Consider the following 26187-nt stretch of genomic DNA (forward strand, 5'->3'; position numbering starts at 1 on the left):
GCTAAATTACCTCCTCAGTAAGGGGCTCGATGATGTGGAGGTTCTTGTCTGCGACAACATCGCGCGCCGCCGCAATGGCGTCTGTTGTTTTTCCAGCACGAGTTGCTAATCGTAAGCGTGCGCTTGAGACATCATCACGTCCGTCGGGTGCGCTTAATGCAACATCTGCTACCGATGCTGACCCACATTCATCAATACGTTCGAGCGTATCTGATAAATCCGTTTCAACAAGATCGCCAATAAGCATCACAATAACTTCCTCTGCATAGCGCTCTGCACCTGCCTGAATGACATTAACACCCTCAGAACGAAGTGCATCTACAATCGCTTCAAATCGATCGGGTGGACATTCAAGATCAACCTCGACAGGAATGCGCCCTCGAGGCGTAAGATTACCCCGTTCGTGAAATATTGAGAGTAGATTGCCGCCATTATTAGCAATTGGCTGAAGTGCAGCAAGAAGTTGCCCAGGCTCATCAGTAAGTTCAAGCCGCACAGTGTGTGGTTGTGGACGATTTCCACCATCAGCCTCAACCTCGGTTGTTGGGTCATCAAGCGGCGTTGAGCCAGTATCATCGTCTGGTGTAGTATCTTTTATTGTCACTGTATCAGTGTCAGTATTCTCTGTAAAATTAGAGACGGATGCATCATCAGTATCTGTCTGTATCTGCTCATCATCATGGCTGCGGTTACTCTCAGATTCATCAGCGTCATTATCATCCGATGGTAGTCGCTCAGGCGATGTCACTGCCAGGGCACCTCACATATCACAGTCTGTGTCAATGTTGTGCGCAACGCGATTATAAAATGGTATATTTTCGCGTCGACGCGCTGAGGTTCACATACTGTGCCCGTACGCATACCTCACATTCAAGATATGAGGTGGTATAAGTCTTCGTCGATGACTGCGTCGCGATTGCCGTATCTCACATGTGAATAGTAGATTACTGAGTAAGTACACTCATGAGATTCAAAACTATGTATCTTCGCTATCGGGCATTTTACTGGGAGGTTCAGTCTGGTTTCAATAGCGGATGTATCAAATAAATAAACGTAGGAAACGGATACTCACGCTTTCGCTTTTGCTTACGTTTTCGCTGAGTATAGCAAAGAGAGGAAGTTTAGAACTGATCGACAGAGCCAGGCAGTTCAAGTTTCATTCCTTTCCGCTCGCGAATCTCCATGATCTTCTCACTTTGAAGATTATCTGAAAGCACACGGAAACCGGCATTTTCAGTATTCCATGACGCACGACCCTCCGTTGCTGAACGGATATCAGAGGAGAATCCAATCATTTCTTCAACTGGAGCAATTCCTTCGATGACCATCAGATCACCTTCTTGGAACATATCGTCGACACGACCACGTCGTCCCTGGATTTCACCAGATGCTGATCCCATATGCATGGAAGGAACATCGATACGGACATCTTGGATTGGTTCGAGTAATTTGATATCACCGTCGATGAGTGCTCGATGAACAGCATCACGAATAGCCGGAATCACTTGTGCTGGACCGCGGTGGATTGTATCTTCATGTAACCTCGCATCGTGCAATCGAAGCAATGCACCCTGCGTCGGTTCTGCTGCCAGTGGTCCGTCATCAAGTGCTTCTTCAAGTCCTTCAATGACGAGTTCCATTGTCTCATTGAGGTGTTGAATCCCTTTGGTATCGTCAATGAGGATGTTTGTCCCATGAATGTGTTCGACTTCCTGGGAGGTGTCTTTGTCCATACCAGCCTCTTGGAGTGCCTCACGTCGTTCCAACTCAGGCATGTCCATTGAAATCTCGCCAAGTTGAATCGAATCAACAATATCGTTGCTGAGTTGCTCAACAGTAATATAGAATTTATTATGTCGATTCGGCGAAACCCCTTCGACCTCGCGGGAGGCATTCTGTGGTGATTCGCGGTAAACAACGATTGGCTCACCTGTTTGGACAGGGATTCCCTGGTTTGATTGAATACGTTTGGTGATTACTTCAAGATGCAGTTCACCTTGTCCGCTGATAAGATGCTCACCTGTATCTTCATTAATCTCAACACGAATTGTTGGATCCTCTTTTGCGACCTGCTGAAGCGTTTCGATGAGCTTTGGCAGATCATCCATATTCGTTGCCTCAACGGACTTCGTAATGACCGGCTCAGAGATATGTTCAATCGACTCGAACGGTGTCATCTCAACCGATGAGACAGTTGAACCTGCAATCGCATCACGGAGACCAGTCACAGCGGCAATATTTCCTGCTGGAACACCACGATCAAGTTCTTCTCGTTCACCACCCATAAAGATCCCAACCGACTGAACACGATTCGTGCCAACTGTTCCAGAAACATACAATTCTTGTCCCTGCTCCAGCGTTCCACTGAACAGTCGGCCAGTAGCAATCTCACCGGCATGCGGGTCCATCGAAATATCAGTCACCATAAACACGACATCCCCATCATCTGTGACATCACGCATTTGTGTTGCAAGATTTGAAGTGCCATCACCCCGCCAGACACGGGGGATACGTCGTGGTTGTGCATCGAGTGGATCCGGGAAATGGTTAGCAACCATATCAAGCACAACATCTGACAATGGCGTCTCTTCGTGGAGTTCTTTCCGTTTGTCATCTTGCTCCATTTCAATGATCTCAGGGAACCCAATCCCAGTTTCAATCATTGATGGTGCAGAGACTCCCCACTTGTACAGTGCTGATCCGAAGGCAACAGTCCCGGCTTCAACTGAGACTGTCCAATCATCGATATCATCGCGGTTTTCCGTCATTCCGCGAATCAGTTCATTTACATCAGCAATGACAGTCTGCAGTCGTTCTTGCATCTCCTGTGGGCCTTCCTGAAGCTCAGAGATAAGCCGGTCAACCTTGTTGATAAATAACGCCGGCTTCACGCCCTCTCGAAGCGCCTGTCGAACGACAGTCTCCGTTTGTGGCATCGCTCCTTCAACCGCATCAACAACCACAAGCGCACCGTCAACGGCACGCATCGCTCGAGTTACGTCACCACCAAAGTCAACATGGCCAGGGGTATCGATAAGATTGATGAGGTGATTCGTGCTCTCATATTCATGTGTCATCGATACATTGGCTGCGTCAATCGTAATTCCACGTTCCTGTTCGTCCTCCTCAGTGTCCATCATCAGTCGGGTCGCCTCACCCTCGTCGGCGATCATCCCTGCCCCAGCAAGGAGATTATCAGTAAGGGTCGTCTTGCCGTGATCAACATGAGCGGCGATGGCGATGTTCCGGATCTGCCCCGGTGTTTCCATCAGTTGCTCACATTCTTGGACGATCTTCTTTCGTCGGCCCATTATAGCAGTCTGTACCGGTAGGAGGGGCAAAAGGGTAGTGTTTTGATGATATGACAGGTACTACCAGTGATACGGTTATCTTTTATATTGACATTAAGATATTATTGTGTCTGTCTGGAAAGATGTACCTCTGACAGCAAACCAATAGATACAGACCCAATTGCTTGACTTCCTCCCACAGCTTCAACCGTGGGCAATCCGGCTAAGCGATTCCCCCGGCTGTGAACTGACGGGTTCGCTGACACTGGGTTGGGTTGCTTAACCCGACCCCGACCTCGACCTCGGCTGTCCCCAAACCGATGGTGTCCGATTATGGTCGTTCCACTCCCAGTACGCCCCATCGTGGGTGCGTCCCTGCCGCGTTCAGCAGACAGGGCATCTGACCGAGCCATAGCCATCGCCCTACTCTACTTCTTTTTGCAGCACGTTCCACGCCCCAGCAACGTCACTGTGCGCGTCCAGCTCGCAGTCATCATCGGGTCGGAGATCGGAACGCATCATCGCCCCGGCCCGGTGAACGTTTTCAGACTCACACTGTGGACACTTGCGACTCGAACTTTTTTCACTCACTCCTTCGACGGTGATGCCGACATCTCCGAGTGTGAGTTCGAGTCGATCGATAAGTTGCCCGTGACTCCAGAACGCGTGTGTTTTCTGTTTACCGTAGACGACCGGTGCGCAGTTAGCACATCAGACAGGTTGCCGACGTACACCGTGTCCACGTTCCGTTCGAGCAGCCACTCCACGGCGTGTTTCACAACTGCGTTGCGACTGTGGTCGCGCCTCCGTGTTCGTTCATCATATACGTGCAGGCACTGGATACGCTGACTCGAATACTGCTCGTCGGGCAGTTCCGACTGCAACGCAGCAATCCGCTCCGAATGCTGCTGGAACTGCTCGAATTCTGGTCGGGCGTGATAGACGGTGGTCTCCCCAGTGCTGGTGTCGATACTGAGGGTATTGTTCGCGCCCACGTCATGGCTGCTGTGTACGTCGTGTTTCATGATTGAGTGTGTGAGCGAAGGCATCCAGTCGCTGTTCTCTGAGTCGATTGACCGAATGCGAACCGGGTGCTTGACATGGAGCACGTCAGCCGCTTCGTCGTAGATGAGTTCCAGTCTGTATCGTCACCGCGCCACTTCACGATCCCGGTGACGCTGACTTCAATTGTGACGCGTTCCTGATAATGGCAGTCGAGGTCGTACTTGTCTTCGAGTACGTCACCGACGCCAAACTCCGACGTAGTTTTTTCTTCGCCCCAGTCGAACGTGCATAAATCGTTCCTGGCGAGACCAGACCGTATGGGTCGTATCCGTATCCGTCGTCTCGGTTGCCACAGTAGCCGGGCGGTGACGGCTTTTCGGTAACTGAGGGGTCTTGCGAGTGGTACTGGTCGAGGAGTCGGAAGAACGACCGCCACGCGTCGCTGTTCTTCCGGGTGACTTGCTGGCACGCGGCTTTGCCGAGTATTGGAGCGTATTTGTCGTAGAGGTCGTCGTGCTCTACGTCGCATACGTCTTCGTCATCGGCAAAGTACGCTTGTCGGCGACGATGTGTGAGTTGATTCCACGAGGGGCGTGGGCTACCAACCACTCGAACAAGCACTCTTGATACCGGTCGCTCACTGAGATTTGCTGTGTTTAGGTGATACGAAAAGTTGGGCGTGCGTGGGTTGGTTTAGATAATGTCGGCTTCATCAACGGCTGAAGCCGTGGGCGTTCGGCTTGAAACTGTCTAAAGCGAGTGATATTGATATACGATAATGAGATTCCAGGCAATACATTATACTATCAACTCATCAGCCTACTCGGACGGGCATGCAAAATTAGATGACACGGTATATGATCAAATATATTAATTTTACATAATTTCCGTGTTCTATTTGTTGGTTATTGATAATATGGCTATAGCAGTAGTAATGATACGAGAATAGTATCAATTACAATCTGTAATCTGTAACACTTTTACTCGGTCACACCATGATAATAATAAACATGGATATGCGAGTCCGCGGAGCCGCCCCAGCGGAACCGTTCCTTGGCGCAGCGGAACTCTTTGAGACAGAGTATGATCTCAACAGCCCAGTATACGTTGATGTGCGTGAAAATCCCGATGAGCGGACCTGGGCGGCTCACTATGATGACCGCCACGTATTGAATATCTCACAGAAGGCAGCAACAAGTGCAATGGCTCGCGAATTAGTAGTTCATGAGCTAGCACACATGGCTCGGAATGAGGAAGGACACGTTTCACATCATCTAGCAACTGAGGAAGCGCTATATCTTGCTCTTGCTGGCGAATCGGTCGAACGACATAAAATTGCACATTGCTATCAGATTGCGAATCACATGAAGGATATCTATGCTGACGATATTACACTCGCAGTAACCGCACCAACGAAGCTTATTGATTTTCTTGAATCTGAGTTGGCTCGAGCAGTTGCTTCGGCATCTTCATCAACACCATCACCATGGCCGAACTCACAGCGTGTCACTGTTGACTCAGACCCAGAAATTACGGCTGTAAATGCAGCATTTGCACTCGCACTCGTTGAACGACATGAGCTCATTAGTTCTGATCACCGATTATACGATCTTGCCCACGCTGCAGCAGATGATGCTCCGGCCGTCGATATGGATTCATTTACACGGCATTTCCGCTCACTTGGGGCAAATCCAACAACGAGCGAATATCGAAGTGCACTCGTTGATGCAACTCGAGCCTACGCTGTGAATGAATCTGGAGCTGCTTTATCCAAGGCTACCGATGAGCATGGAGAGAACGAGAACGAAGAAAAAATAGATTCCAATAAGACAACCGCATCACAATCTCAGTTCCAATTCGGTCCGGCTTCTGATTAAATACGTACTCACAATCTGATCGTAAATTTAACGCTCCAGGTAGTGTGATGTTCTGTATAAACCTTTTCGGACTATCAGGGTAATACATATATCTTTTTTATTGCATTATTCAAACGCAAGCTGACAGATAACCAAGGCGAGCATCTTGAGGCTTGACTCAAGATATTTGCGAGGAATGATCCCACCAGACGCTTATCTCAGAGTAACTCAGTACCTTTGATCATACTGGCTGATAAGTAATTTTACGCTCTATCGAATGCGGTCCAGCGGTAATATTATACCCCGGGTGAGTCTCATATGTATACCTTGGATATACAGGACCCTTTGAAGCTACTTCATATGTTCAACTAAAGGGTAGCGAATCTCTGTCGTGTTATCTTACTACCATCGGGCGTATTGGCAAGGCGGCGCGCGGAGTACAATAGGATAGCGATAAAGAATCTATCGAGCTGCCTCAGCAACGCGTTCAGACTCCTCTTTCTGTCCGACAGCGTATGATTGAACATCATAGTTTGCTGCGCCAATAATTACCTGCGCAAGTGAGTCAGCAGCACTTTGTGCTGATTTATATGAGCCACGTTGAGTGCCGTCTGCAATGAACTTCAGCGCCTGATCGACGCGACGCTGTGGAGCAACATCGACAGCTTGTGGAACTGAGATTCCACCATATTTCAGACGAACGGTCTCTTCACGTGGAGCTGCATTCTCAACACCACTGACAAGGATCTGTACAGGGTTCTCCTCGGTCCGATTGTGAATGATATCAAATGCATCCTCGACAATATTCATCGTTTTTTGCTTGTGACCAGTGTTATCTTCAGTCTGCATCAATCGATTGATGAGTCGTTCAACAACGCTAATCTTTGACTTTTGAAACTGCTTCGAAGCGTGTCGGCCCATTGTATGTGCGATGGGGGTGACCGTAATATACCGCTGTGTCGAAGGGTCATCATACTCGATTTCAGAGACGTCCCACTCACCGAATAATTTTGCATTAGTGCTTGTAGTATCGGTATCGGCGGTCGTTTCTGTTGACTCATCGTCATTTACGACGACATCATCAGTGAGATCAGCCTCAGGGTCTTGATCAGAGGGATCGGAATCAGTATCGGATTCAGACATTTTATCGTACCGGTTTCTCTGCATTCCCGCGAACCAGCTCGATAAGCGAGACGCCATTTACTTTTTCAACTTTATAATTGACACCGGAAAGGTCACCCATTGCTCGACCCTTCGCACCGCCAATACCAGCGATTGTGACCTCATCGTGTTCGTCAATAAATGAAATCGCGCCATCGCCTGGGCAGAATGCAGTCACTTGCTTACCATTTTTGATCAGCTGAACTCGAACACATTTTCGGATTGCTGAATTTGGCTGCTTTGCCTCAATTCCAACCTTCTCTAGAACAATACCACGACCTTGCGGCGCTCCTTCAAGTGGGTCAGACTTCGCACCAAGACCACGTTCACGACGTGCGTATTCCGAATCAGACCATCGTCGTTGCTGCCGGTCTTGTTTAAGTTTTCGCGCGGCGTACTTGCCATTTGCCATAGTGGCATCAAATACCCGGTGAAGATACTTAAGAGTCCCTTTTCGAAGATTATCAAACGGACACAGCAACGAGTATTACACCCTGAGCGCGCTTTTGAGGCTGTTTCAGGTGCCGTGAAGTAAGCAAAATTACCCACGCGAGGGTCATCGCTCAGAGAGTGCGATTCCACGCGAAATCAAAATACTTCAATGAGAGTTCAATACTGGCAGATTAGGTAATCTGGATATCATCAATCTCATAATGACGACGTGCAAGCATTCGTGCAGTTTGGATGTTCTTTCCATCTGCACCAATTGCGATGCCACGATCTGGATCCGGAATCTCAACATACGCAACGCATTCACCACCTTGTTCTGAAAGCGTTACGTGACGTACAACCGCAGGTGCCAAGGCATTTTCAACGAACGCATCGGGTGTCTCAGCATCTTCAACCAACTCAACAGTTGTTCCAATATTATTTTCGACCGTACAGACATGCTTGCCACCCGGACCGATTGCTGTTCCCATTTCACCAGCGGCGATGAGGAGAACAATCCGATCATCAAAGAGTAAACAATCACGAACGGCTGCATCCGTTGCTGACTCAAAATATGCAATATACTGTCGTGCTTCATCAGAAAGTGTGATATGCATTTATTTTAACCAGAGATTCAAGTTGATAGTTAATGGTTGATATATAATTCTCAGTATAGAGACGCGCTATTATAATATGACTACATGTAGTAGTTAAAATAAAACTACCGTATTTTAATTACGATACTGCAAATCGTACTCTCTGTCCAAGAAATAATGTTTAGATATTTTATATCATAGAAAACGTGATTTTCTCTGTGCCAGCTCTATCTGGTCTGTTTAATCATCAGAGAGTTCCGGAGTTCCACCTGAACTAGTACCACCACTGCTGTCGGCATCAATTGAACCCATCCGAAGGTCAACATCACCGGTTCCAATCGCAACTGGCTTTCCAACAATCACATTTTCGATAACGCCTTCAAGATCATCTTCCTCACCGTGAACAGCTGCATCGAGTAGATGATTTACCGTGACTTCGAATGCTGCACGTGCGAGCACGGAATCTTTTGAGCCAGAGATACCGTGTCGACCGATAGACTCAATCTCACCACGGTTTGTCATGATATCTGCAACAAGCATCAGATGTCGAACATTCACATCATCAAGTCCCTGTTCGCGGAGGGTTTCCATTGTTTCATTGATGATGGCTTCACGAGCCGCTTCAATGCCGAGATTACGATGGACCTCGTGAATGTTATTACTCGTTGACCGCGAGGCATCAACACCTTCGATTGGTAAGACATCACCGAAAGCTGACCCCTCAGTGTATAGGACGAATTCCTCACCGTCAGTCTGGTCGTTATCTTCTTTGCGAATAACGACTCGAGAGATATCTTCAAGCCCCTTGAATACAATATCGCGAAGCTCCTCAACAAGTTGCAGAAGCCGTCGATAGCTTGGCTCACTAGGACCGAATTCAATAAGCATCCCATCTCGTCGTGTTGAGACACCGAGATTATTCTCGATTATATCAGCTACCTCTTCGGCAATAATGTCAGTCTCGCCAATCGTTGGCCAGCGCTCACTCAGTGTTTCCGCGTTCAGATTAACTTGCACAAGCATATCAGCGACATTCGTTGAGATATCGCCCAGTGCAAGAATCTTTGTTGCCTCCATCTGCCAGACAACTTCATGAGCACGTGACCGTTCATCTGCGTACTCTTCTTCGAGATATACTGTCATCATCGGCGTATCTGGTGTTTTTCGAGCATCGACGAGCTCGATAAGCCGTGGGAGCCCCTGTGTAACATCAATCTCAGCAACACCAGCATAATGGAAGGTGTTCATTGTGTTATGTGTCACAACCCCCTCACCAGTTGTAAACGTCTCAAGCCCACTTACTGAAAGGTCATATACATACTCGTACTCGGGACTAACAGTTTCAATAGAGCTGATGCGTTCCCACGTTGCTGACTCAATCACCTCAGACGATGCCGTCACAGGAATATCTGTCTCGGTATGTATATTCGCTTCAGTTTCAGTCTCAACTACTCCACCGTCAGCAACGACAGACTGTGATGAGAGCGGAACCGAAATACGACCACTTGCCCGATCATACGAGCCGACTGTCGGGAGCACATCGCCCACAGTGAGCGTTTCTCCTGCGACCGGGACAACGTCTCCATTACGGCGAGTAACGAATGAATGCGCCTTTGTCGCCCGGATTGAACGCCCTGATTCAAGTTCAATTGAGAGGATTTCATCTGGGCTTTCGTGTCGACTTACTGCCTCAATATGTTTCCATCGAATCCGTTCATCGGTGTCAAGACTCGGAACTTCAAGCCCGTTCGGTGCGAGCGCAACTTCATGTCCATCAGCAATCCGAGTCTCTCGCTCATCAGTAGTAAGAATGGTATCAACGAATGAGCCAATTTCGGTAAGCTCTGTCTCACCATTACGACGAACGACGATCGATTCATCGGCTTCAATCGACATCTGTGTTCCAGGCTCCCCAATCGACTGTGCTGAGACTGTTCCTACAGGATCGTGTGCATCAACACGAGAGTCCTCATATCGGGAGGCAATCGCTTGTGCAATCTCATCAACCTTTTCGAGTGGAACCTCTCCTCGGTCTTCGATTGTCTCATAAATCCGATGTTGTAGACTCTCTGGAAGATTATAGTCATCAACGATAGCCACGATATCATCAGTTACATGCTCGTATTCGGAAGTACCAGCAATTGTATCAGTCATCAGATTCCACCCCTAGATTCCGTGCCTTATCAAGCCCTGGACCGGCGTATTCTGAAATATTCGTTGGTCGTTCCTGTCGGCCTAGGAACTGTTCTTTCTCCGTTTCAGATTCAAATTCTGTTTCGAGAATACGGTCGGCAACACTTTCGACGTCAATCGGCGTGTCCTTGCTTGAAGATATCTTCACTGGTGAGGTTCCGTCTTCACCAAACTCGAACTGGACGACATTACCAGAGGTATCTCGAACAGTGCCGTCATATTGCGCCTCTAATTCTGAGAGTGCATTGATGAGCCGTCGCTGGAGATATCCAGACTTTGATGTTCGGACAGCTGTATCAACAAGTCCCTCACGACCACCCATCGCATGGAAAAAGAACTCTCGTGGTGTCAATCCACCACGGTAGCTGTTTTCAACAAATCCATGTGCTTCTGCTGATAGATCATCAGGCTGATAATGACTAAGCGTTCGACCTTCGTATCCGCGATTAATCCGTTCGCCACGGACTGCCTGTTGACCAACACAGCCAGCCATCTGTGTAAGATTCAACATCGATCCACGAGCACCGGATCGTGCCATCACAACGGCAGGGTTGTCGTCTTCGAAATGATTCTCAGCAATTTCACCAGCAGAGTCACGTGCCTTACCGAGTTGCTGCATGATCTTCATTTCGAGCGTTTCATCGACTGTCCGCCCTGGAAGAGACTCAAGTTCACCATTCTCATACACATCGATGAATTGATTAACCTGATCGTATGCATTGTCGATTGCTTCATCAACCAACTCGTTTGCTGCTGGTGGAATTGACTCATCATCGATTCCAATTGAGAAGCCAAAGTGCATGATCGCTCGCATCGCTAGCGATGCGACTTCATTAACGAACACACGGGCTCGCGTCTTTGAGTGAACCTTTGCAAGTGTGTCAACAACCTCACCACCAAAAGCGCCAACGGCGTTTTCGTCAATTGTTCCAGAAATGAGTTTGCCATCAACAATCTCGACGGTGTCACCTGCAGCAGAGGTGAATTCAAGATTCAGATTATTCGGGAGCAATTCACTGAATAGCTGCCGACCACTCCAGTATGGATTGCCATCCTCAGCCTGACCCGCAGCCTCTGGAAGAGTATCGATACTCGTTGCTCGGAGCAGATCAAGCGCTTGGGTTTCACTGAATTGTGGGTTTCCATTCGTGAGAAGGTATGTTCCCGAGATATGGTCCTGGATTGCTCCAATAATGTTTTCTCCAAATCGAGGGCTCAAGAGCTGTTCTTGAACACGCATCAATACTCGTGCCTCTGCACGTGATTCCTCCGTCTGTAGTGCGTGCATATTCATCTCATCGCCGTCGAAATCAGCATTATATGGTGGGCACACAACCGTATTGAGTCGGAATGTCTTGTATGGCATGACAACAACTTCATGTGCCATAATCGACATCCGATGCAGTGATGGCTGTCGGTTGAATATTACAATATCACCATCAATGAGATGACGATTCACCTCCCAGCCAGCACTGATCTTTTCTGCGAGTTCTTCGCAGTTTTTCTCTGTAACTTTGAGCCGTCGTCCATCTGGTCGTTTGACATAATTCGCTCCAGGATGTCCTTCTGGACCGTTTCGAACGTACTGCTGTGCACGGTCGACATTCCGTGCTGTGACGTTCATTGTCTGTGTCATTTCACGAGCAACACGCTCTGGGACACCTACTTCATTGAGCGAAAGCGTTGGATCTGGCGAGATGACCGTTCGTGCTGAGAAGTTTACGCGCTTTCCTGATAGTGATCCACGGAATCGACCTTCTTTTCCTTTCAGCCGCTGACTGAGTGTTTTGAGTGGTCGTCCGGACCGGTGTCGGGCAGGGGGTGTTCCCGAAATTTCATTATCAATGAATGTTGTCACGTGATACTGCAGCAGTTCCCAGAGGTCCTCAATAATGAGCTGTGGAGCACCAGCTTCGCGATTTTCCATAAATCGTTGATTGATTCGGATAATATCAACGAGTTTGTGAGTCAGGTCATCCTCGGATCGTTGCCCATTATCAAGTGTAATTGATGGACGAGCTGTCACTGGTGGGACCGGTAAGACAGTCATGACCATCCATTCCGGACGGGCTCGACTTGGGTCGATACCGAGTGTCTCGATATCTTCATCTGGAATGCTTTCAAACCAATCGCGAATATCAGAGGCCATGAGTTTGTTCATGTCCTCTTCCGTCAGGTCGATATCAAGTGCATTTTCGAGTTCCTCGCGATCATCGCCGACCGGACGGAACTCTCCGGAGAGTATATTATTGACTCGCTCAACATTGATACCTGTAGCTTCAGCTAGCGCGTTTGGTGACAGACCACTATCGTTCTCATCGTCAGGGTCTGGCTGCATCGCTGACGCAATCTTTTCTGGGTAATCTCCTGCAAGAACGTCTTGGACTTCGTAGTATGTGGTTGGTTTCTCATGTTTGATATCATGCTGCGTTTCACCACAACTTGGGCAGACGTTTGTTTTTCGTGCCTGTCGGACAGCTGATTTAAGCACATCTGTCCAGTCCTCACCAAGTTCCTCATTTCGTTGGAGCCCTTCACGGAACTCTTCGCGCTCGTTTTCAGTCAGCGCAAGATGTCCACAGTTACGACACGTTGAACGGAGCAATCGACGGATAAGCTTCGTGAATCCAACGTGAATGACTGGAGCAGCTAGTTCAATATGCCCGAAGTGACCATTACAGGATCCCGAGTGTGACCCACAGGTCTTGCACTCAAGCCCAGGATCAATGACCCCAAGTCGAGGGTCCATCAATCCCATGTCGATAGGGTAGCCGTCGTCGTCGTAAGTGTCTGCAGTAATCACTTTTGTTGCGGACATGTCGCGATACGTCTCTGGGTCCATTAATCCGAACTGAATGGCGCCGATTTCTTTTGGAGTCTGCGTTGACATTGTATATAGTGAGTGTGTTTATTTTTGTGTTTGTGTTTGTGTTTTATCGAGTCGGAAGCTTGTTCGTCGTCGTAGAGCGTATACTGGTTTGCATATGATTCTACACTGCATCTTGGAGGTCAAGTCGTGGTCGAATACCAAGAGCAATCATCTCATCTAAGAGTAATTTGAATGCATAGCTGATCTCAATTTCGTGAATATCATCTTCATCGCCCGAGACAGGGTCATATATCCGCCGTTGACCGCGATCTTCGACAGCAACCATCCCGGTATCTGCGGACACATAGACTTCTTCTTTATCAGATGAATCAAGAAGGCGTTCCTGCAGGACCATTGCTGCTCCGTGACCAATCACTGTATCGCGCTCCATTTCACCAAGCCGAAGTCCACCCTCACGAGCTCGTCCTTCGGTTGGCTGACGGGTGAGCACCTGCACTGGACCACGCGATCGCGCGTGCAGCTTATTGCTCACCATATGATACAATTTATGATAGAAGATTGTCCCAACGAAAATCTCTGCATCAATCTTTTCGCCGGTAATGCCGGAGTACATGACTTCTTTTCCAGAAGAATTGAATCCATTTTCTTCGAGTGCCTCTCGAAGGTCTTCTTCATCCTCACCCTGGAAGGCTGTTCCATCGACACGACGTCCCTGGAGCGACCCAACTTTCCCACCAAGCATCTCAAGAACGTGTCCCACTGTCATCCGCGACGGGAGCGCATGTGGATTGAGGACAAGATCGGGAACAACGCCCTCTTCAGTAAATGGCATATCCTCTTGTGGTGCAAGATGACCAACAACACCCTTCTGTCCATGTCGTGATGCGAATTTGTCACCTAATTCAGGAACGCGCTGATCACGAACGGACACTTTCGCAAGTTTTGATCCATCCTCGCCTTCCATCAATGTGACTGTATCAACAACACCGGACTCACCAGAACGCATCGTTACTGATGTTTCACGTCGTTTCTGTGGCGAGAGTCCACCCATATCATCCGGTTCCTCAAGGAATCGAGGGGGGGACGTCTTGCCAAGAAGAACTGAGTTCTCATCAACACGTGTTTCAGGATTAACTAATCCATCCTCATCGAGGTGCGTATATGCATCTTCACCGCGTGCACCACGAACATCTTGACTTGGGATCTCAAATCGATCTTCTTGTCCACCGGGATATCGTCTTTCCTCACCTTCATATGTCCTGAAGAAATGCGACCGAGCCATTGCGCGGTCAACAGAACCCTGATTCATGACAAGTGCATCCTCAATATTGAAACCTTCATATGACATGACAGCAACCACAAAGTTTTGTGCTGCTGGTCGTTCATCAAAGCCAATCTGTTCTGTTGTTTGGGTTTTCACCATCGACAACTGTGGATAATGTAAGAGGTGTTGCCGCGTATCGGGCCGGATACGATAGTTTGCGGCTGGAATCCCAAGCGACTGCTTCATCATCCCTGCACCCATCGTAATCCGCGGAGAAGCATTATGTTCTGGATATGGGATCATCCCAGCACCAATGCCGAAAATAAGTTGCGGGTCAATTTCGAGATGCGTGTGTGCTTCCTCTATTTCGTCTTCATCAACGGCGACATAGATGTCTTCTTCTTCTTCGGCATCGATGAACTCAATATATCCACGATTAACGAGATCCTCAAAGCTAAGATCATCATTTTTGACCGCATCGATTTCCTTATCTCCAAGACGTGGGGTGCCATCTTCGACGACAATTAGTGGTCGTCGTGCACGACCGGCGTCCGCGTTTATAATGACCTCGCGCGTTCGCTCTTTTACCGAGACATTGACCATGTCGCTGACTTCACCACGACGACGTGCCTCGCGGATATTGTCTGCAAGTGCATCAGGACTTTCATGTGTCCCGACAAGACTACCATTGACGTATACTTTCGCTTCTCGTTGTTTTGGGGTTTGAGCCATAAGTTATGAGATTCTTGAATTCGATTGTGTTATGATTAATTTGAACTGTGCTTCAGTTGGGTAAGGCTGAATCGGGTGATGCTGGCAGCGGGACAGAGTTCTTCAACATAATGGACAGTATATAATCTTACGTTAAATTCTGTTTCGTATTTTTCCTCTTCTATGCACGCACACAAGCAGGTGGACTCCAACATGGATATCCACGCCCACACTGATTATGATCACACTGTATGGGATCGCCGCTATCCCACATTATGAGTTGTTAGTCGTCTGCCGGACTTCGGGTGTCTGTATCATCAGTGTTCGCACTGGTGTGGAAGATGTCCACGCCCATTGACGCCAGCTCTCGTTTGAGTGATTGTTCATCTTCAACGTTCTGTGAGAGCTCCATCGCTTGAGCAAAGTTCTTCACAAGCCCACAATTCGGTCCCTCAGGTGTTTCTGATGGGCAAATGCGCCCCCACTGAGTCGCGTGTAAGTCACGTGCCTCAAAGTGAGGTTGGCTTCGTGATAGTGGACTTCGAAGTCGGCGGAGATGTGATAGCACACCCATATAATCCGTCCGATCAACAAGTTGTGAGACACCAGATCGTCCACCAACCCAGTTGCCAGTTGCAATCGGGTGTTCGAGTCGTTCAGTCAGAACGTCTGATCGAACGACTGTATTGACTGTAAGTTGACGGTTTCGCATATTCGCTCGCTCAAGTTGATATTTCACGTCACGAGCGAGTTTATTCAGTGCCGTTCGGAACAGGTCTTTCATCAGATCACCAGAAACCTTCAGCCGCTTGTTGGCATAGTGATCTTTATCATCTGATTCACGCCGATTAAGTGCAAGTTCGAAACACGCCTCAGCCATCCGGCAGAGGTAATATGACTTATTGATCCGAACAGCTTCCTCTTCGATACCATCTTCATGGAGATGTGGAAGGAGGTATCGGTCAATAACGTAGTTTGCTCGCTTCAGTTGATAGTTTTTACCTTGCCCACTTGCAACGCGTTTCCCAAGCGTTTCAATTGCTTCCTCTTCGGTTTGAACTGATGCCTCTTCGAGATTTTCCAACATGAACTTCACAATCTCAGGGTCATCAGAAACGCGATGTACAATCTCTTCATCGGATTCAAGTCCGAGCGCGCGGACGAGCGTAACGAACTCAACACTACCGGAAACAGAGGGGAATGAGACTTCAAGCAGACCCTCACGATTACGCTCACATAGAACGAGTGCTCGATATCCACGTCGCTGTGAGAATGTCTTTGCGACCTGAATTTCATCCCCATATTTACTATCATACTCTGCAAGGATCTTATTCGGTGCTAGATCCTCAGAGGTCATCAATACGCGTTCAGATCCGTTGACGATGAAGTAACCACCTGGATCAACGGGGTCCTCACCGATATCAATGAGTTCCTCATCAGTCAACCCATGAATATTACACTTTGTTGAGCCGACCATGATCGGCATCCGACCGACCTTCGTTTCGGTCGTATCAACTACGACTTCCTGCTCTTCCTCACCACCACGGACGATTGACATCTCCATGAAGACCGGTGCGGCATAGGTAATATTGCGGAGTCGTGCTTCCTGTGGGAATAACAACTCCTCGGATCCATCAGCCTCGCGCACACGAGGCGTTTCAATCCGAACATCACCGAGTTCAACGAAAACCGGTTCTTCTCCCTCTTTATCACCGATATCAGTCTCAATACGCTCTTTTTCGGTAACAACGTCTTGCATCCCTCGTTCAAGGAAGTTATTGAACGAGCGGAAGTGGTGTTCAGCAAGTCGATCCTCTGAAAAGTACTCTCGTGAAACAGTTCGGCGGTCTTCTCGATTCATTCAATCACCAATCGGTATGAAACGGCTCGGTCAGTTGTTCGTGAGTCACGTACTATTTTTACAACATCGCCCGGCTCTGCATCATCTGGCAATGCTGGATCGCGGCGCTGTATCTTTGGAAGGTCAGCACGGCGAATATCATATTCGGTCAATATTGCCTCAATATCGTCTTCATTAATGAGTGTGTGTTCTGGAACGAGTGTATGTTGATTTACATCTACCATAGCTGGGTGGATCAATGAGCGTCACGTGGGAGAGAAACTATCACGGGATACTACAGTCTAATATGGTAGGCATCCATTTAACATTTATTACCCTCGGTGATGTCAGCACTGCTCATCACAATGGATGCCACAACCGACCCGCGTTGTAATCACATAATAGTAGATGCGTAATATATGTTATGCTGGAGATCGTCAAAAAGTGAGTTCATGACTCACAGCCGGTGGGCAGTCAGGATTGATTATCGGTCGGTTGAACTGATTGTTCAGACTGGGTCAATGTACCAGATGGGTCTGGATCTGGCTCAGTGACAATTTCAACAAGCGTTTCTGGATCAGTTTCGATCCCCTGTCGAGAAAAGAATGCAGCAACATTTTCACAGTCACGGCGGAGGAACATCTCAGCGTTCGGGTGATGAACAGTCACTGCTTGACCAAGGTCAATGACGACAAGTTCGCCATCATGAATGATCATATTGTACTCAGAAAGATCGCCATGAATAAGTCCAGCACTGTAGAGCCGCTGCATATACTCTTGAGCAACCTCGTACGCTGTCTGTGGATTCTCAATGTCTACTTCTGCGAGCCGACGGGCACGCTCTTCGACAAGTCCCACAAGTTCCATGGTGAGAACATTCCGTTCAACAGCGATCGGCTCAGGGACGCGGACACCCGCCCGCATTGCTCGTCGGAGGTTGGCAAATTCTTTTTGTGTCCATGCAAGTACGATTGCTTTTTTATCCTGTCCGAGTCCATCGAATCTGGGGTCGCCCTCAAGATAGCTTCGCATTTGCCGAAAGTCTGAGGCATTTATTCGGTATATTTTAACAGCGACATCAGTAGTATCCGTCCCGCGTGCCTCATATACATTTGCTTCTTTACCGGTCGAGATTGGTCCCCCAAAAGCAGCAATGTGATCATCCTGGACGAGTTTGTAGATTGCAGCAAAGGTTGCATCATCGAAAACAGACTGCTCAACCTTGAACTGGTCTGCATCGGTAAGACGTTCACGAAAGGTACTAAATTTGCGATCTCGGCGGCGGGCAATACGGTCCGCTTCCGTGTCGCTAACATCAATTTCTGCCCATTCATTACCGGGAGTATCGACCACATCAGGCGCTACAAATGCTGGTTCTGAGTTGGGCGTGTTCAGTTTCGGTTTCGGTGTTCATGTCACTCATATCTGTATCCGCGACTTCAGCATCGTCATGATCGTGGTCAGTCACCGGATACGACCCTCGTCACGAAGTTGATCTGCCTCAGATTTTTCATATCGCCATGTAATATCGCCTTTTTCATCTTGCCAATCCCATGGCTCAACAAGCACCACATCATCCTCGCGGATCCAGATTCGCTTTTGCATTCGACCAGGGATTCGAGCTGTCCGTTCATTACCGTCAGCACAACGGACAGTGACACGATTCGCTCCGAGCATATTGGTAACGACGGCGAATACCTCGTCGTCGTCAGGCATTCGAAGGTCATGACTCCCCCTGTTTTCGTCGTTGCTCATAATCGACAGTTTGGTGCGACTCGGTTTAAGTTATGCGAGGTTCTAGCTCGAAATGCTGAGTGCAGAATATCAAATACTGGATCCCGAGATACAATCTCATAGTGATTTCTTGGCTTCATTGATCGCGTATCTTCGCTCGCCCAGGCTCAATAAGTTCATCAAGATATGTGGCGAGTGCTTCTTTTGCATCTGCGGGATGAAGATCACCAGATTCGAGATCTGATTCAAGTTGATCATATGTGTCGTAGCTGAGATTTCCACCGTGCTTTTCACGACGCTCGATGACAATGTCGCCGAACCGTGGGAATACATGATATTCAAACAATTGAAGCACAGGATTGTATCGTGACTCACCGTCGCCGGTTGGGTTGGGATTGGCAGTAGGAGGGCAATATGCACTCTCAATTTTTTCTGTAAGTGTCGTCGTATCATCTTCCATTGAGATTGAAACCCCAGATGAGGATGACATTTTACCAATACCGGTTGTCAGGTCTGCAATAAGTGGAGTATGAAGACATATTGGAGCGTCTGCATCAATATTTGGAAGTGTATCACGAGCCAACATGTGCACCTTTCGCTGCTCAGTTCCACCAATCGCGAGATCGATATCTAAATACACGATATCAAGCGCCTGCATCAGCGGATATACTGCATGTGCAACTGTTGCTGTATCATCGCCTTTGATTGCCGCCATGGCTCGTTTTGAGCGTGCAAGTGAAGTTTCAGCCTCAAGTGCATGAAGATCTAATGCATATTCTTCATCAAATTGGAACGATGAGCCCAAAATGAACTCAGTTTGGTCTGGGTCAAGTCCGTATGCAATAAATTGTTCACGCATCTGCGACGCAGTCTCTCGTATCTCTGCAAATGTTCCCTTACCATTGAGATACGCATGGACATCCGCAAGAAGAACAACAATATTAACCCCAACTGATTGAAGTTCAATGAGTTTATTTGCTGTAAGCATATGACCAACATGAAGAACGCCGGAAGGTTCATATCCGACATACGCGCGCTTTTGATCCGGTGAGTCCGAGAATTCACGTGTCTCTTCGTCTGTGACCACCTCAGCGGTATTTTGTGTAATTGACTCGTATACGTCCGTATCCATACATATTCGGTATTGTGATATCGATATATGCGTTCTGATGCCGATATTAATTATCAATTCATATTGATAGATTACTTCCTCGTTTAGCTGGATCTGGTGTGGGTAGATCGGGACATAGTATCGTAACTCCGAATATCTTGAAGCACATAGTGTTGATCCATGGCAACAACTCGGTCACCAATGATTGTGCTTGGTATAATGGTGGTCGCTGCTTTCCTCCCGCTCACCATACTGTGGACTGTCACCACCAATCTTCAAGCACTGCTGTACTTCATTGGATTCGCGTTGTATTTCCTGATTGCACATATTGTGCTTCCCGGGTGGGTGTACATCGATGCTAATGGTCGCGAGAGCAATGCTGCACTTACCTGGACAGTTGTTGCGTTTATACTACCAGTTGTTGGGTTTGTATGCTATTACTTGCTCGGGCAACCGGACGCTCCACATCAAGTTGAAGCGAGTGGAACGGATACCAGCGTCAAGCGCTAGAGCAGTCTATACTGCTACTCGTTATTAATCGAATATCATGCGAATAGTATGATAACCTCAAACGAATCGACCAGGGGTTCTCAGTAAAATCGATGCCGGTGATATATTCATGCTGTATTGTGCGCTGTGACGACAGTTCACAATCATATCAGTGACAAACATAAGTATAATATGATGACTTTCGTGATCGGATAAGTAATAACGCGTAGCCGTGCTATTGACCGCTCTGTGTTTCTGCGCGATGTTCAGAGATAATCTGATCAACCATCGATGCTTTTCGTTCACGGCGTCGTTCTGCTGCGCGACGTTCCCAGTCTTCAATCGCTTTTTCAATATCTGATTCGCGAGCAACAGCCAGTTCATCAACCTCCTGAATCGCGACGTTATCCACAGGTGCGACCGGAATTTCATTTTCAAACAGCACACGGTCAGCTACTTCAGAAAGGTTACCACCAGAGCGGAGCACGATACGGGGGTCGGTCGCCACTAACCGCTCAGCAGTTGACTGACCGGCACCAGAGGCATCACGAAGGTACACCACATCACCTGATGCAAGTCCGTATTGCTCATCTGTCTGAATAACTGCATCAGTGGTAAATTGCTCAATAATTTTTACCGGTGCGAGGTCACCGTCGGTGTCAACATCAGTGAAATTCGAATGATCAAGTTTCCAGAGATGTTTAAGTCGTTTTAATTTTTTATTGAGGTCGTCTTTTTCTGATTCCACTGTCTCGATGCGACGTTCAAGCCGGTTGTTTTCACGTTCAAGACGTTTTACCTCACGGCGCTCTCGAGCCTGTCGCCGTTCTTCGCGTTTTGCTTCCGAAAGCTTCTGTTCGTATGATTCGATTGTGTCATCTCTGTCATCAATCGTGTCCTCAAGACCCTCAACATGTGATTCAAGTCGATCAACACGTCGACGGAGCCGCTTAATTTCACGTTCTTCTTCTGTTAGTTCACGCGGTTGATGGTCAGTGTCATCATCATCAGTTGTTTCATCCTCGTCGAGATCGCGCAACACCGCCTCAACAGACTCTTCACCAGCAACGACTCGGGCGAATACCTCACTACGGTCGACATCACGTGGCGTTTTCTGTATGATCCGGTCAAACTGATCAGCATGATCATCAGCCGCAAACAATGCCGCAGCAAGGGCGTCTCGCTGATGATCATCGTCATATGCGGCATCCCGCGTGCGGTGGAGTTTTTCATCAACCGGAAGGTCAGTTGACGGTGTCCACGCGGCAGCGTCAAAGCTCCGGCGAAAATTCTCAACAGTTTCAGGTATCGGTGTGACATCTGCCGCAACAATGATTGGACGACCGCGTTCAATGAGCCACTCAATCACCGCAGCAGTATCGGCTGTTCGTGATGAGTAGACATCATATATTGTCCCATCAAGCCCGATAACTGCAGCAGCGGTTGTCGTCCCAGGGTCAATCCCAACAACAACAGGATCACGACGTTCAGCAAGTGGGTCAAACTCAATTCCGTCTTGACGCTCGCGTTCAATCTCTATGCGTGTGTCACCAGATCGCCCGGCAGAAACAGGAATATCTTCAGGTGGGGCTGAAACGGTAAATACAGCGTTCGAATAGCCACCGTATTTTTCTGTTACTTCTGAGTCAAACTCAAGATTTTCCTGTTGAAGCCGTTTTTGAACCTCACGAGAACGTCGTTTAACAGAGCCATGAATCCGACGGGTGTATCGATCTTGACTCCAACCACCTTTTCCGGTGGAGCGACCACGAGAAACTTTCACTACTGTTGTATCACCGAATGCTGAAACTTCGTGACCAACGTTTGCAGCTGCAAGACGAGCCGCCGCTTCAGCCTCTTTCATTGGCTTTTTACCGTATGGAACGCCATGGCGCGAAGCAACACGAGAGAGAGGCTCAGGTCGTTCTGCACCGGTTACCTGCACAAGCGTTGTCTCGGCGGGTACTGATTGTAAGAAATGAACCAGTTCATCCTTATCGGCCGCCAGCTCATACATATTGTCGGTCGCGATAATAGCTGGTTCCTCACGGTCTATGAGCCGAGATAGTTTTCGATATGAAACAACATCACGGTCAACATGCTCGCCATCGAAAGCAACGACAGCGTATGAAGGCGCATCGCCGCGGACATCCCCGCTTTGGATATCCACGCCGAAGACGAGTGAGTCGAGTGCGCTCGTCCGGTCGTTCACAAATGCAATTCATCGTGTGCAGATATATATGCCACGCTGATTATGAACATAAAATCAAAATACAGTGACATAATATAATTCACGGCATCCACAGTTATCACTCGGCTTTTAGATTGCATCTCTCGATAGAATTAGTCAAATAAAGTACTATATTTTCGAGCAGCTCAATTGAATCGGTCTGAAACTATCAAAATGTGGTGACGAAGTCAAGTAACTGTATCTACAGGTACCTATGACTGCTTGAATCCACTATGTCATATCAGGAGAAGCGTGAGCATCATCAGCATCAGGAAATGGGACATCGACTGTGCGACCATCATTAGGAATAAACGCTTGTTGTCCGTCGAGTGCAGCCGTTGCATCATTTTTAAGCGGGGTTACATCCCCAGTATACCGTGATGAGATATGTGTGAGTGCAAGCCGTCGTACGTCTGCACGCGCTGCAATCTGTGCTGCCTCCTGTGCTGTCGAGTGACCCGTCTGTCTAGCTCGGTCCGCTCGGTCAGCGGCAAAAGTAGCATCATGAATAAGTAAATCAGCATCAGTCGCAGCCTCAACAGTCATCTCAGTTGGGCGTGTATCTCCAGTGTAGACGACTCGACGACCTGGTCGAGGATCACCAACAACCTGTTTGGGATGAACGACACTCCCATCAGCTAATTCAACAGACTCACCATCATGTAACTGACCGAATTTCGGACCAATAGGAACACCTAGTTCCTCTGCTCGTTCGCGATTAAACCGACCCTTACGATCTGATTCAATGAGTGCATACCCAATAGATGTGACACCACGGTGTGATGTTTCGAAACTACGAATCATGTAGTCGCCAGTATCGACAGCAACGGTTCCTGGTCGGATTTCACGGATGTTAATTGGATATCCAGGACGGTAGCCGGCAGTCTCGACTAAATGTTGGAGATGTGGTTTTGACCCAGGGGGTCCATGGATCGCAAGCGCGTCCGTCCGGTCATTAAAGTCGAGGGTTTGGATAAGACCGGGAATTCCAAGAATATGATCACCATGAAGATGAGTCACAAAAATATGCGAAAGGTTGAATCCAGTCCCAAATCGCATCATCTGTCGTTGTGTGCCTTCACCACAATCAAATAATAGTCGCTCACCATCGCGCTCAATAAAGAACGCACTCGGTCCCCGTTCTGTCGTTGGCACAGCCCCACCGGTCCCGAGGAACGTTACACGCATCAGTTGTTTCAGATATTGACTGATAAGATAAACCCGTGTCGAATCGGTGTCCACTAAATTGGGTGGACGATCTTCCCAATGGACAATCATAACGGATGCTCGCGGATGTGCGAGACGGTCATTTGTTTTATCTGAAAAGATGCAAATGTGTATCCTAAATCAGTGATAATGTTTCAGTATGAAGCATGACAGAATTCATGCACAGCCACCTTCACACGATACTGACCGGTGGTCTGTCGGCACGATTGTCTCAGTTGAAACGCAAGATGGACACTGCGCTGTCACCGTACAAACAGCGCAGGGAAATGAACACGAACTAACAGTAACGATAGCAGTTCGCGATTTGTTCTTGAGCCGGCTTGATGTTGAGATTGAGCTTGACACCGGAGACGAACCTAAGCTGAACAACGCCATCGGAGAGCGAGTATGGTATCGGGCACGTGGAGAATAACGGGATTCATACATAGCGGTCGCAAATAAACATATGATGCAGGCACCATTGTGGATAGAGCGTCATGCTCCCGCACTCGCTGAATTACCGCAGGCAGGTGCTCGGGACCGACTCACCCGGATAGTGGATGAGCCCATGAATCTCATTATTCAAGGACCACCGGGCGTTGGAAAGACAGCCGCTGTTCGAGCGTTCACACGTGAGGTGCATTCAGACCCAGATGCCGACTTAATCGAGATTAATGTCGCAGATTTCTTTAATCGAAGTAAAAAACAGATTCGAGAGGATCCACGATTTGAGCGGTTTCTTCAGGGTCAAACTGCTTTTTCAAAGCAGTATCGTCGTGGAGATGGAAGGAATAAGTACAAGCGTGACTGGTCAAAGCGAGACATGATATCACACGTGATGCAAGAACTCGCATCGTATCAACCAGCCTCTGGTAATTATAAAACCGTCCTGCTGGACAATGCTGAAACAATTCGTGAGGATTTCCAACAGGCACTTCGCCGGGTAATGGAGCGGTATCATGAGAGCACACAGTTTGTTATTGCTACTCGTCAGCCAACAACACTGATTCCACCAATCCGCTCACGATCATTTCCCGTTCCTATCCGGGCACCAACAGCCGATGAGATTGAATCAGTTATAACTAATATTGCCGCAGCCGAGGATGTTGAGACCGATGAAATGGCAGTGACGCTTATTGCCTCAAAAGCCGACGGTGACCTTCGATATGCAATCTTAGCAGCACAGCATGCTGCAACCGAAGGCGATGGAGCAATCACGACAGATGCTGCTCAAGAGGCGCTTGCGGATGTTGGGTATGAAGATACATTCCAAGAGATTCTTGATGATGCTGCTGCCCAGGAAATCGATGACGCTCGCGATCAAATAACTACCTTGCTTGATGATGAAGGATTCAGCGGACAGGAGCTTCTCAGAGAACTCCTCTCTGTTGCAAACACATATCCTGAGACATATGGAAATACGAATATCATTCGGCTTCATCGGTTAGCTGGTGCCGCTGATCGTGACCTTGCTGAAGGTGGTGAGGATAGACTACACCTGACACATCTGCTGGCTGCATGGGCAAGCGGACAGTCAACACTTGATGAGACAGCAGAGATATCTGAAACGCAGACGTCAGGAAAGCGAGCATAATTTTATTATCGTGTTGATACTTTCAGCAATCTCAAATCAATTCGCTCCTGGTGTTCGTCGGTATGCTGTTCCGGTGTTCATATTTGCGGGTATAGTCGCTGGAGTTGCCCCGCCCGTTGGTGCGTTCGCATTACTGGTTGGTGGTGCTATCTTGTGGTTTTTCCGTGATCCTTCCCGACAGCCATCCGGTCCAGGTATTGTGTCTCCTGCTGAGGGTCGTGTGACCGTTATTCGTGAAGAGGGTGAGCAGATTCGAATTGGTATTTTTCTAAATGTAACTGATGTTCATGTCGCACGCGCACCGATTGCTGGAGAGGTAACACAATGTACTCATCGAGAAGGGGCTCACCGCCCAGCGTTTATGAAAGATTCACCGAGAAATGAACGTGTTGACATTGCAGTTACTACCTCAGATGGACCCGCCGAGATATCACTTATTGCCGGTGCTGTTGCACGGCGGATTCATCCATATGTTGATACTGGAACGCCTATCAAGCGTGCACAGCGAATTGGACACATTGATTTCGGGTCACGCGTTGATGTGTTGCTCCCACCAAAATACACTATTGATGATCTTCTTATTGGAGATGGTGATAAACTGCGTGCAGGTGAATCAATCGTTGCACGACAGAAATGAATCTTAGTTTC

23 protein-coding genes are annotated in these 26187 nt (G+C 48.2%); 5 read left to right on the top strand and 18 right to left on the bottom strand.

What is annotated here, in order from left to right; translation table 11 throughout:
• Position 1: 1 nt before the first annotated feature.
• The 5 genes from J07HQW2_RS08655 to J07HQW2_RS18205 all read right to left on the bottom strand — a co-directional run bounded on the left by J07HQW2_RS08655 (position 2) and on the right by J07HQW2_RS18205 (position 4904).
• The gene (locus J07HQW2_RS08655; RefSeq protein WP_048075577.1) at positions 2-598 is read right to left on the bottom strand and encodes an amino acid-binding protein; all 597 of its coding nucleotides are present in this window, start codon (positions 596-598) and stop codon (positions 2-4) included.
• Positions 599-1121: 523 nt separating this feature from the next.
• Positions 1122-3311, bottom strand: coding sequence for an elongation factor EF-2 (locus J07HQW2_RS08660; protein WP_021055077.1), 2190 nt, complete (start codon positions 3309-3311; stop codon positions 1122-1124).
• A gap of 402 nt (positions 3312-3713) precedes the next feature.
• The gene (locus J07HQW2_RS19970; protein ID WP_394324638.1) at positions 3714-3932 is read right to left on the bottom strand and encodes a zinc ribbon domain-containing protein; all 219 of its coding nucleotides are present in this window, start codon (positions 3930-3932) and stop codon (positions 3714-3716) included.
• Entirely contained in the window at positions 3878-4339 is a 462-nt protein-coding gene (locus J07HQW2_RS19975; RefSeq protein WP_394324609.1) for a transposase, read from the bottom strand. The genes J07HQW2_RS19970 and J07HQW2_RS19975 overlap by 55 nt, the downstream gene beginning before the upstream one ends.
• Before the next feature lie 112 nt (positions 4340-4451).
• Positions 4452-4904: a hypothetical protein gene (locus J07HQW2_RS18205; RefSeq protein ID WP_303704035.1), complete on the bottom strand. Its 453-nt coding sequence runs from the start codon at positions 4902-4904 to the stop codon at positions 4452-4454.
• Between the two features lie 401 nt (positions 4905-5305).
• Between J07HQW2_RS18205 and J07HQW2_RS08670 the strand changes: the two genes are divergently transcribed.
• Entirely contained in the window at positions 5306-6172 is an 867-nt protein-coding gene (locus tag J07HQW2_RS08670) for a DUF5781 family protein (protein WP_021055081.1), read from the top strand.
• Between the two features lie 441 nt (positions 6173-6613).
• Here J07HQW2_RS08670 and J07HQW2_RS08675 read toward each other — a convergent pair whose 3' ends face one another.
• From J07HQW2_RS08675 to J07HQW2_RS08725, 11 genes are all read right to left on the bottom strand, one after another.
• Positions 6614-7294, bottom strand: a complete 681-nt coding sequence (locus J07HQW2_RS08675) for a 30S ribosomal protein S7 (protein ID WP_048075209.1) — start codon at positions 7292-7294, stop codon at positions 6614-6616.
• A gap of 1 nt (position 7295) precedes the next feature.
• Complete coding sequence (locus tag J07HQW2_RS08680) at positions 7296-7724, bottom strand: 30S ribosomal protein S12 (RefSeq protein ID WP_011572585.1); 429 nt, start codon at positions 7722-7724, stop codon at positions 7296-7298.
• Positions 7725-7935: 211 nt separating this feature from the next.
• Entirely contained in the window at positions 7936-8358 is a 423-nt protein-coding gene (locus J07HQW2_RS08685) for a NusA-like transcription termination signal-binding factor (protein ID WP_021055083.1), read from the bottom strand.
• A 219-nt stretch (positions 8359-8577) separates the two neighbouring features.
• On the bottom strand, positions 8578-10491 hold the full coding sequence (rpoA2, locus tag J07HQW2_RS19980) for a DNA-directed RNA polymerase subunit A'' (RefSeq protein ID WP_021055084.1): 1914 nt from the start codon (positions 10489-10491) through the stop codon (positions 8578-8580).
• Positions 10484-13420: a DNA-directed RNA polymerase subunit A' gene (locus J07HQW2_RS08695; RefSeq protein WP_021055085.1), complete on the bottom strand. Its 2937-nt coding sequence runs from the start codon at positions 13418-13420 to the stop codon at positions 10484-10486. Before J07HQW2_RS08695 ends, rpoA2 begins: the two co-directional genes overlap by 8 nt.
• 100 nt (positions 13421-13520) lie before the next feature.
• Positions 13521-15356 (bottom strand): DNA-directed RNA polymerase subunit B, encoded by a 1836-nt coding sequence (gene rpoB, locus J07HQW2_RS08700; protein WP_021055086.1) that lies wholly within the window; start codon positions 15354-15356, stop codon positions 13521-13523.
• A 262-nt stretch (positions 15357-15618) separates the two neighbouring features.
• Positions 15619-17196 carry a DNA-directed RNA polymerase subunit B'' gene (locus J07HQW2_RS08705; RefSeq protein ID WP_021055087.1) on the bottom strand — a complete coding sequence of 526 codons (1578 nt, stop codon included), beginning with the start codon at positions 17194-17196 and terminating at the stop codon, positions 15619-15621.
• Positions 17193-17420, bottom strand: coding sequence for a DNA-directed RNA polymerase subunit H (locus J07HQW2_RS08710; RefSeq protein WP_021055088.1), 228 nt, complete (start codon positions 17418-17420; stop codon positions 17193-17195). Before J07HQW2_RS08710 ends, J07HQW2_RS08705 begins: the two co-directional genes overlap by 4 nt.
• A 229-nt stretch (positions 17421-17649) precedes the next feature.
• The gene (gene rio1 / locus J07HQW2_RS08715) at positions 17650-18528 is read right to left on the bottom strand and encodes a serine/threonine-protein kinase Rio1 (RefSeq protein WP_021055089.1); all 879 of its coding nucleotides are present in this window, start codon (positions 18526-18528) and stop codon (positions 17650-17652) included.
• Positions 18529-18639: 111 nt separating this feature from the next.
• Entirely contained in the window at positions 18640-18930 is a 291-nt protein-coding gene (gene eif1A, locus J07HQW2_RS08720; RefSeq protein WP_021055090.1) for a translation initiation factor eIF-1A, read from the bottom strand.
• A gap of 115 nt (positions 18931-19045) precedes the next feature.
• A complete protein-coding gene (locus J07HQW2_RS08725; RefSeq protein ID WP_021055091.1) occupies positions 19046-20041 on the bottom strand; it encodes a tyrosine--tRNA ligase in 996 nt (331 codons plus the stop codon).
• Between the two features lie 159 nt (positions 20042-20200).
• Between J07HQW2_RS08725 and J07HQW2_RS08730 the strand changes: the two genes are divergently transcribed.
• On the top strand, positions 20201-20530 hold the full coding sequence (locus J07HQW2_RS08730; RefSeq protein ID WP_021055092.1) for a PLDc N-terminal domain-containing protein: 330 nt from the start codon (positions 20201-20203) through the stop codon (positions 20528-20530).
• Between the two features lie 214 nt (positions 20531-20744).
• On the opposite strand, the gene J07HQW2_RS08735 is transcribed toward J07HQW2_RS08730, so the two are convergent.
• Both J07HQW2_RS08735 and rnz read right to left on the bottom strand, forming a co-directional pair.
• Entirely contained in the window at positions 20745-22721 is a 1977-nt protein-coding gene (locus tag J07HQW2_RS08735) for a DUF460 domain-containing protein (protein WP_021055093.1), read from the bottom strand.
• Between the two features lie 249 nt (positions 22722-22970).
• On the bottom strand, positions 22971-23927 hold the full coding sequence (gene rnz, locus J07HQW2_RS08740; RefSeq protein ID WP_048075578.1) for a ribonuclease Z: 957 nt from the start codon (positions 23925-23927) through the stop codon (positions 22971-22973).
• A 178-nt stretch (positions 23928-24105) separates the two neighbouring features.
• On the opposite strand from rnz, the gene J07HQW2_RS08745 reads away from it, so the two are divergent.
• From J07HQW2_RS08745 to J07HQW2_RS08755, 3 genes are read left to right on the top strand one after another with little or no spacing between them, the layout of a single operon-like run.
• Positions 24106-24378 (top strand): DUF7861 family protein, encoded by a 273-nt coding sequence (locus tag J07HQW2_RS08745; protein WP_021055095.1) that lies wholly within the window; start codon positions 24106-24108, stop codon positions 24376-24378.
• Between the two features lie 36 nt (positions 24379-24414).
• On the top strand, positions 24415-25539 hold the full coding sequence (locus J07HQW2_RS08750) for an AAA family ATPase (protein ID WP_048075211.1): 1125 nt from the start codon (positions 24415-24417) through the stop codon (positions 25537-25539).
• Positions 25540-25549: 10 nt separating this feature from the next.
• Positions 25550-26176 carry a protein sorting system archaetidylserine decarboxylase gene (locus J07HQW2_RS08755; RefSeq protein ID WP_048075212.1) on the top strand — a complete coding sequence of 209 codons (627 nt, stop codon included), beginning with the start codon at positions 25550-25552 and terminating at the stop codon, positions 26174-26176.
• Positions 26177-26187: the final 11 nt, after the last annotated feature.

The sequence above is a fragment of the Haloquadratum walsbyi J07HQW2 genome, assembly GCF_000415985.1.
GTDB lineage: Archaea > Halobacteriota > Halobacteria > Halobacteriales > Haloferacaceae > Haloquadratum > Haloquadratum walsbyi_B.

Excerpts from the sequence above, each read along its gene's own strand:
- J07HQW2_RS08660 (WP_021055077.1), bottom strand. The coding sequence starts at position 3,311 with ATGGGCCGACGAAAGAAGATCGTCCAAGAATGTGAGCAACTGATGGAA.
- J07HQW2_RS19975 (WP_394324609.1), bottom strand. The coding sequence starts at position 4,339 with ATGCCTTCGCTCACACACTCAATCATGAAACACGACGTACACAGCAGC.
- J07HQW2_RS08670 (WP_021055081.1), top strand. The coding sequence starts at position 5,306 with ATGGATATGCGAGTCCGCGGAGCCGCCCCAGCGGAACCGTTCCTTGGC.
- J07HQW2_RS08675 (WP_048075209.1), bottom strand. The coding sequence starts at position 7,294 with ATGTCTGAATCCGATACTGATTCCGATCCCTCTGATCAAGACCCTGAG.
- J07HQW2_RS08680 (WP_011572585.1), bottom strand. The coding sequence starts at position 7,724 with ATGGCAAATGGCAAGTACGCCGCGCGAAAACTTAAACAAGACCGGCAG.
- J07HQW2_RS08685 (WP_021055083.1), bottom strand. The coding sequence starts at position 8,358 with ATGCATATCACACTTTCTGATGAAGCACGACAGTATATTGCATATTTT.
- rpoA2 (WP_021055084.1), bottom strand. The coding sequence starts at position 10,491 with ATGACTGATACAATTGCTGGTACTTCCGAATACGAGCATGTAACTGAT.
- J07HQW2_RS08695 (WP_021055085.1), bottom strand. The coding sequence starts at position 13,420 with ATGTCAACGCAGACTCCAAAAGAAATCGGCGCCATTCAGTTCGGATTA.
- rpoB (WP_021055086.1), bottom strand. The coding sequence starts at position 15,356 with ATGGCTCAAACCCCAAAACAACGAGAAGCGAAAGTATACGTCAATGGT.
- J07HQW2_RS08705 (WP_021055087.1), bottom strand. The coding sequence starts at position 17,196 with ATGAATCGAGAAGACCGCCGAACTGTTTCACGAGAGTACTTTTCAGAG.
- J07HQW2_RS08710 (WP_021055088.1), bottom strand. The coding sequence starts at position 17,420 with ATGGTAGATGTAAATCAACATACACTCGTTCCAGAACACACACTCATT.
- eif1A (WP_021055090.1), bottom strand. The coding sequence starts at position 18,930 with ATGAGCAACGACGAAAACAGGGGGAGTCATGACCTTCGAATGCCTGAC.
- J07HQW2_RS08725 (WP_021055091.1), bottom strand. The coding sequence starts at position 20,041 with ATGGATACGGACGTATACGAGTCAATTACACAAAATACCGCTGAGGTG.
- J07HQW2_RS08730 (WP_021055092.1), top strand. The coding sequence starts at position 20,201 with ATGGCAACAACTCGGTCACCAATGATTGTGCTTGGTATAATGGTGGTC.
- rnz (WP_048075578.1), bottom strand. The coding sequence starts at position 23,927 with ATGCGTGTAACGTTCCTCGGGACCGGTGGGGCTGTGCCAACGACAGAA.
- J07HQW2_RS08745 (WP_021055095.1), top strand. The coding sequence starts at position 24,106 with ATGAAGCATGACAGAATTCATGCACAGCCACCTTCACACGATACTGAC.
- J07HQW2_RS08750 (WP_048075211.1), top strand. The coding sequence starts at position 24,415 with ATGCAGGCACCATTGTGGATAGAGCGTCATGCTCCCGCACTCGCTGAA.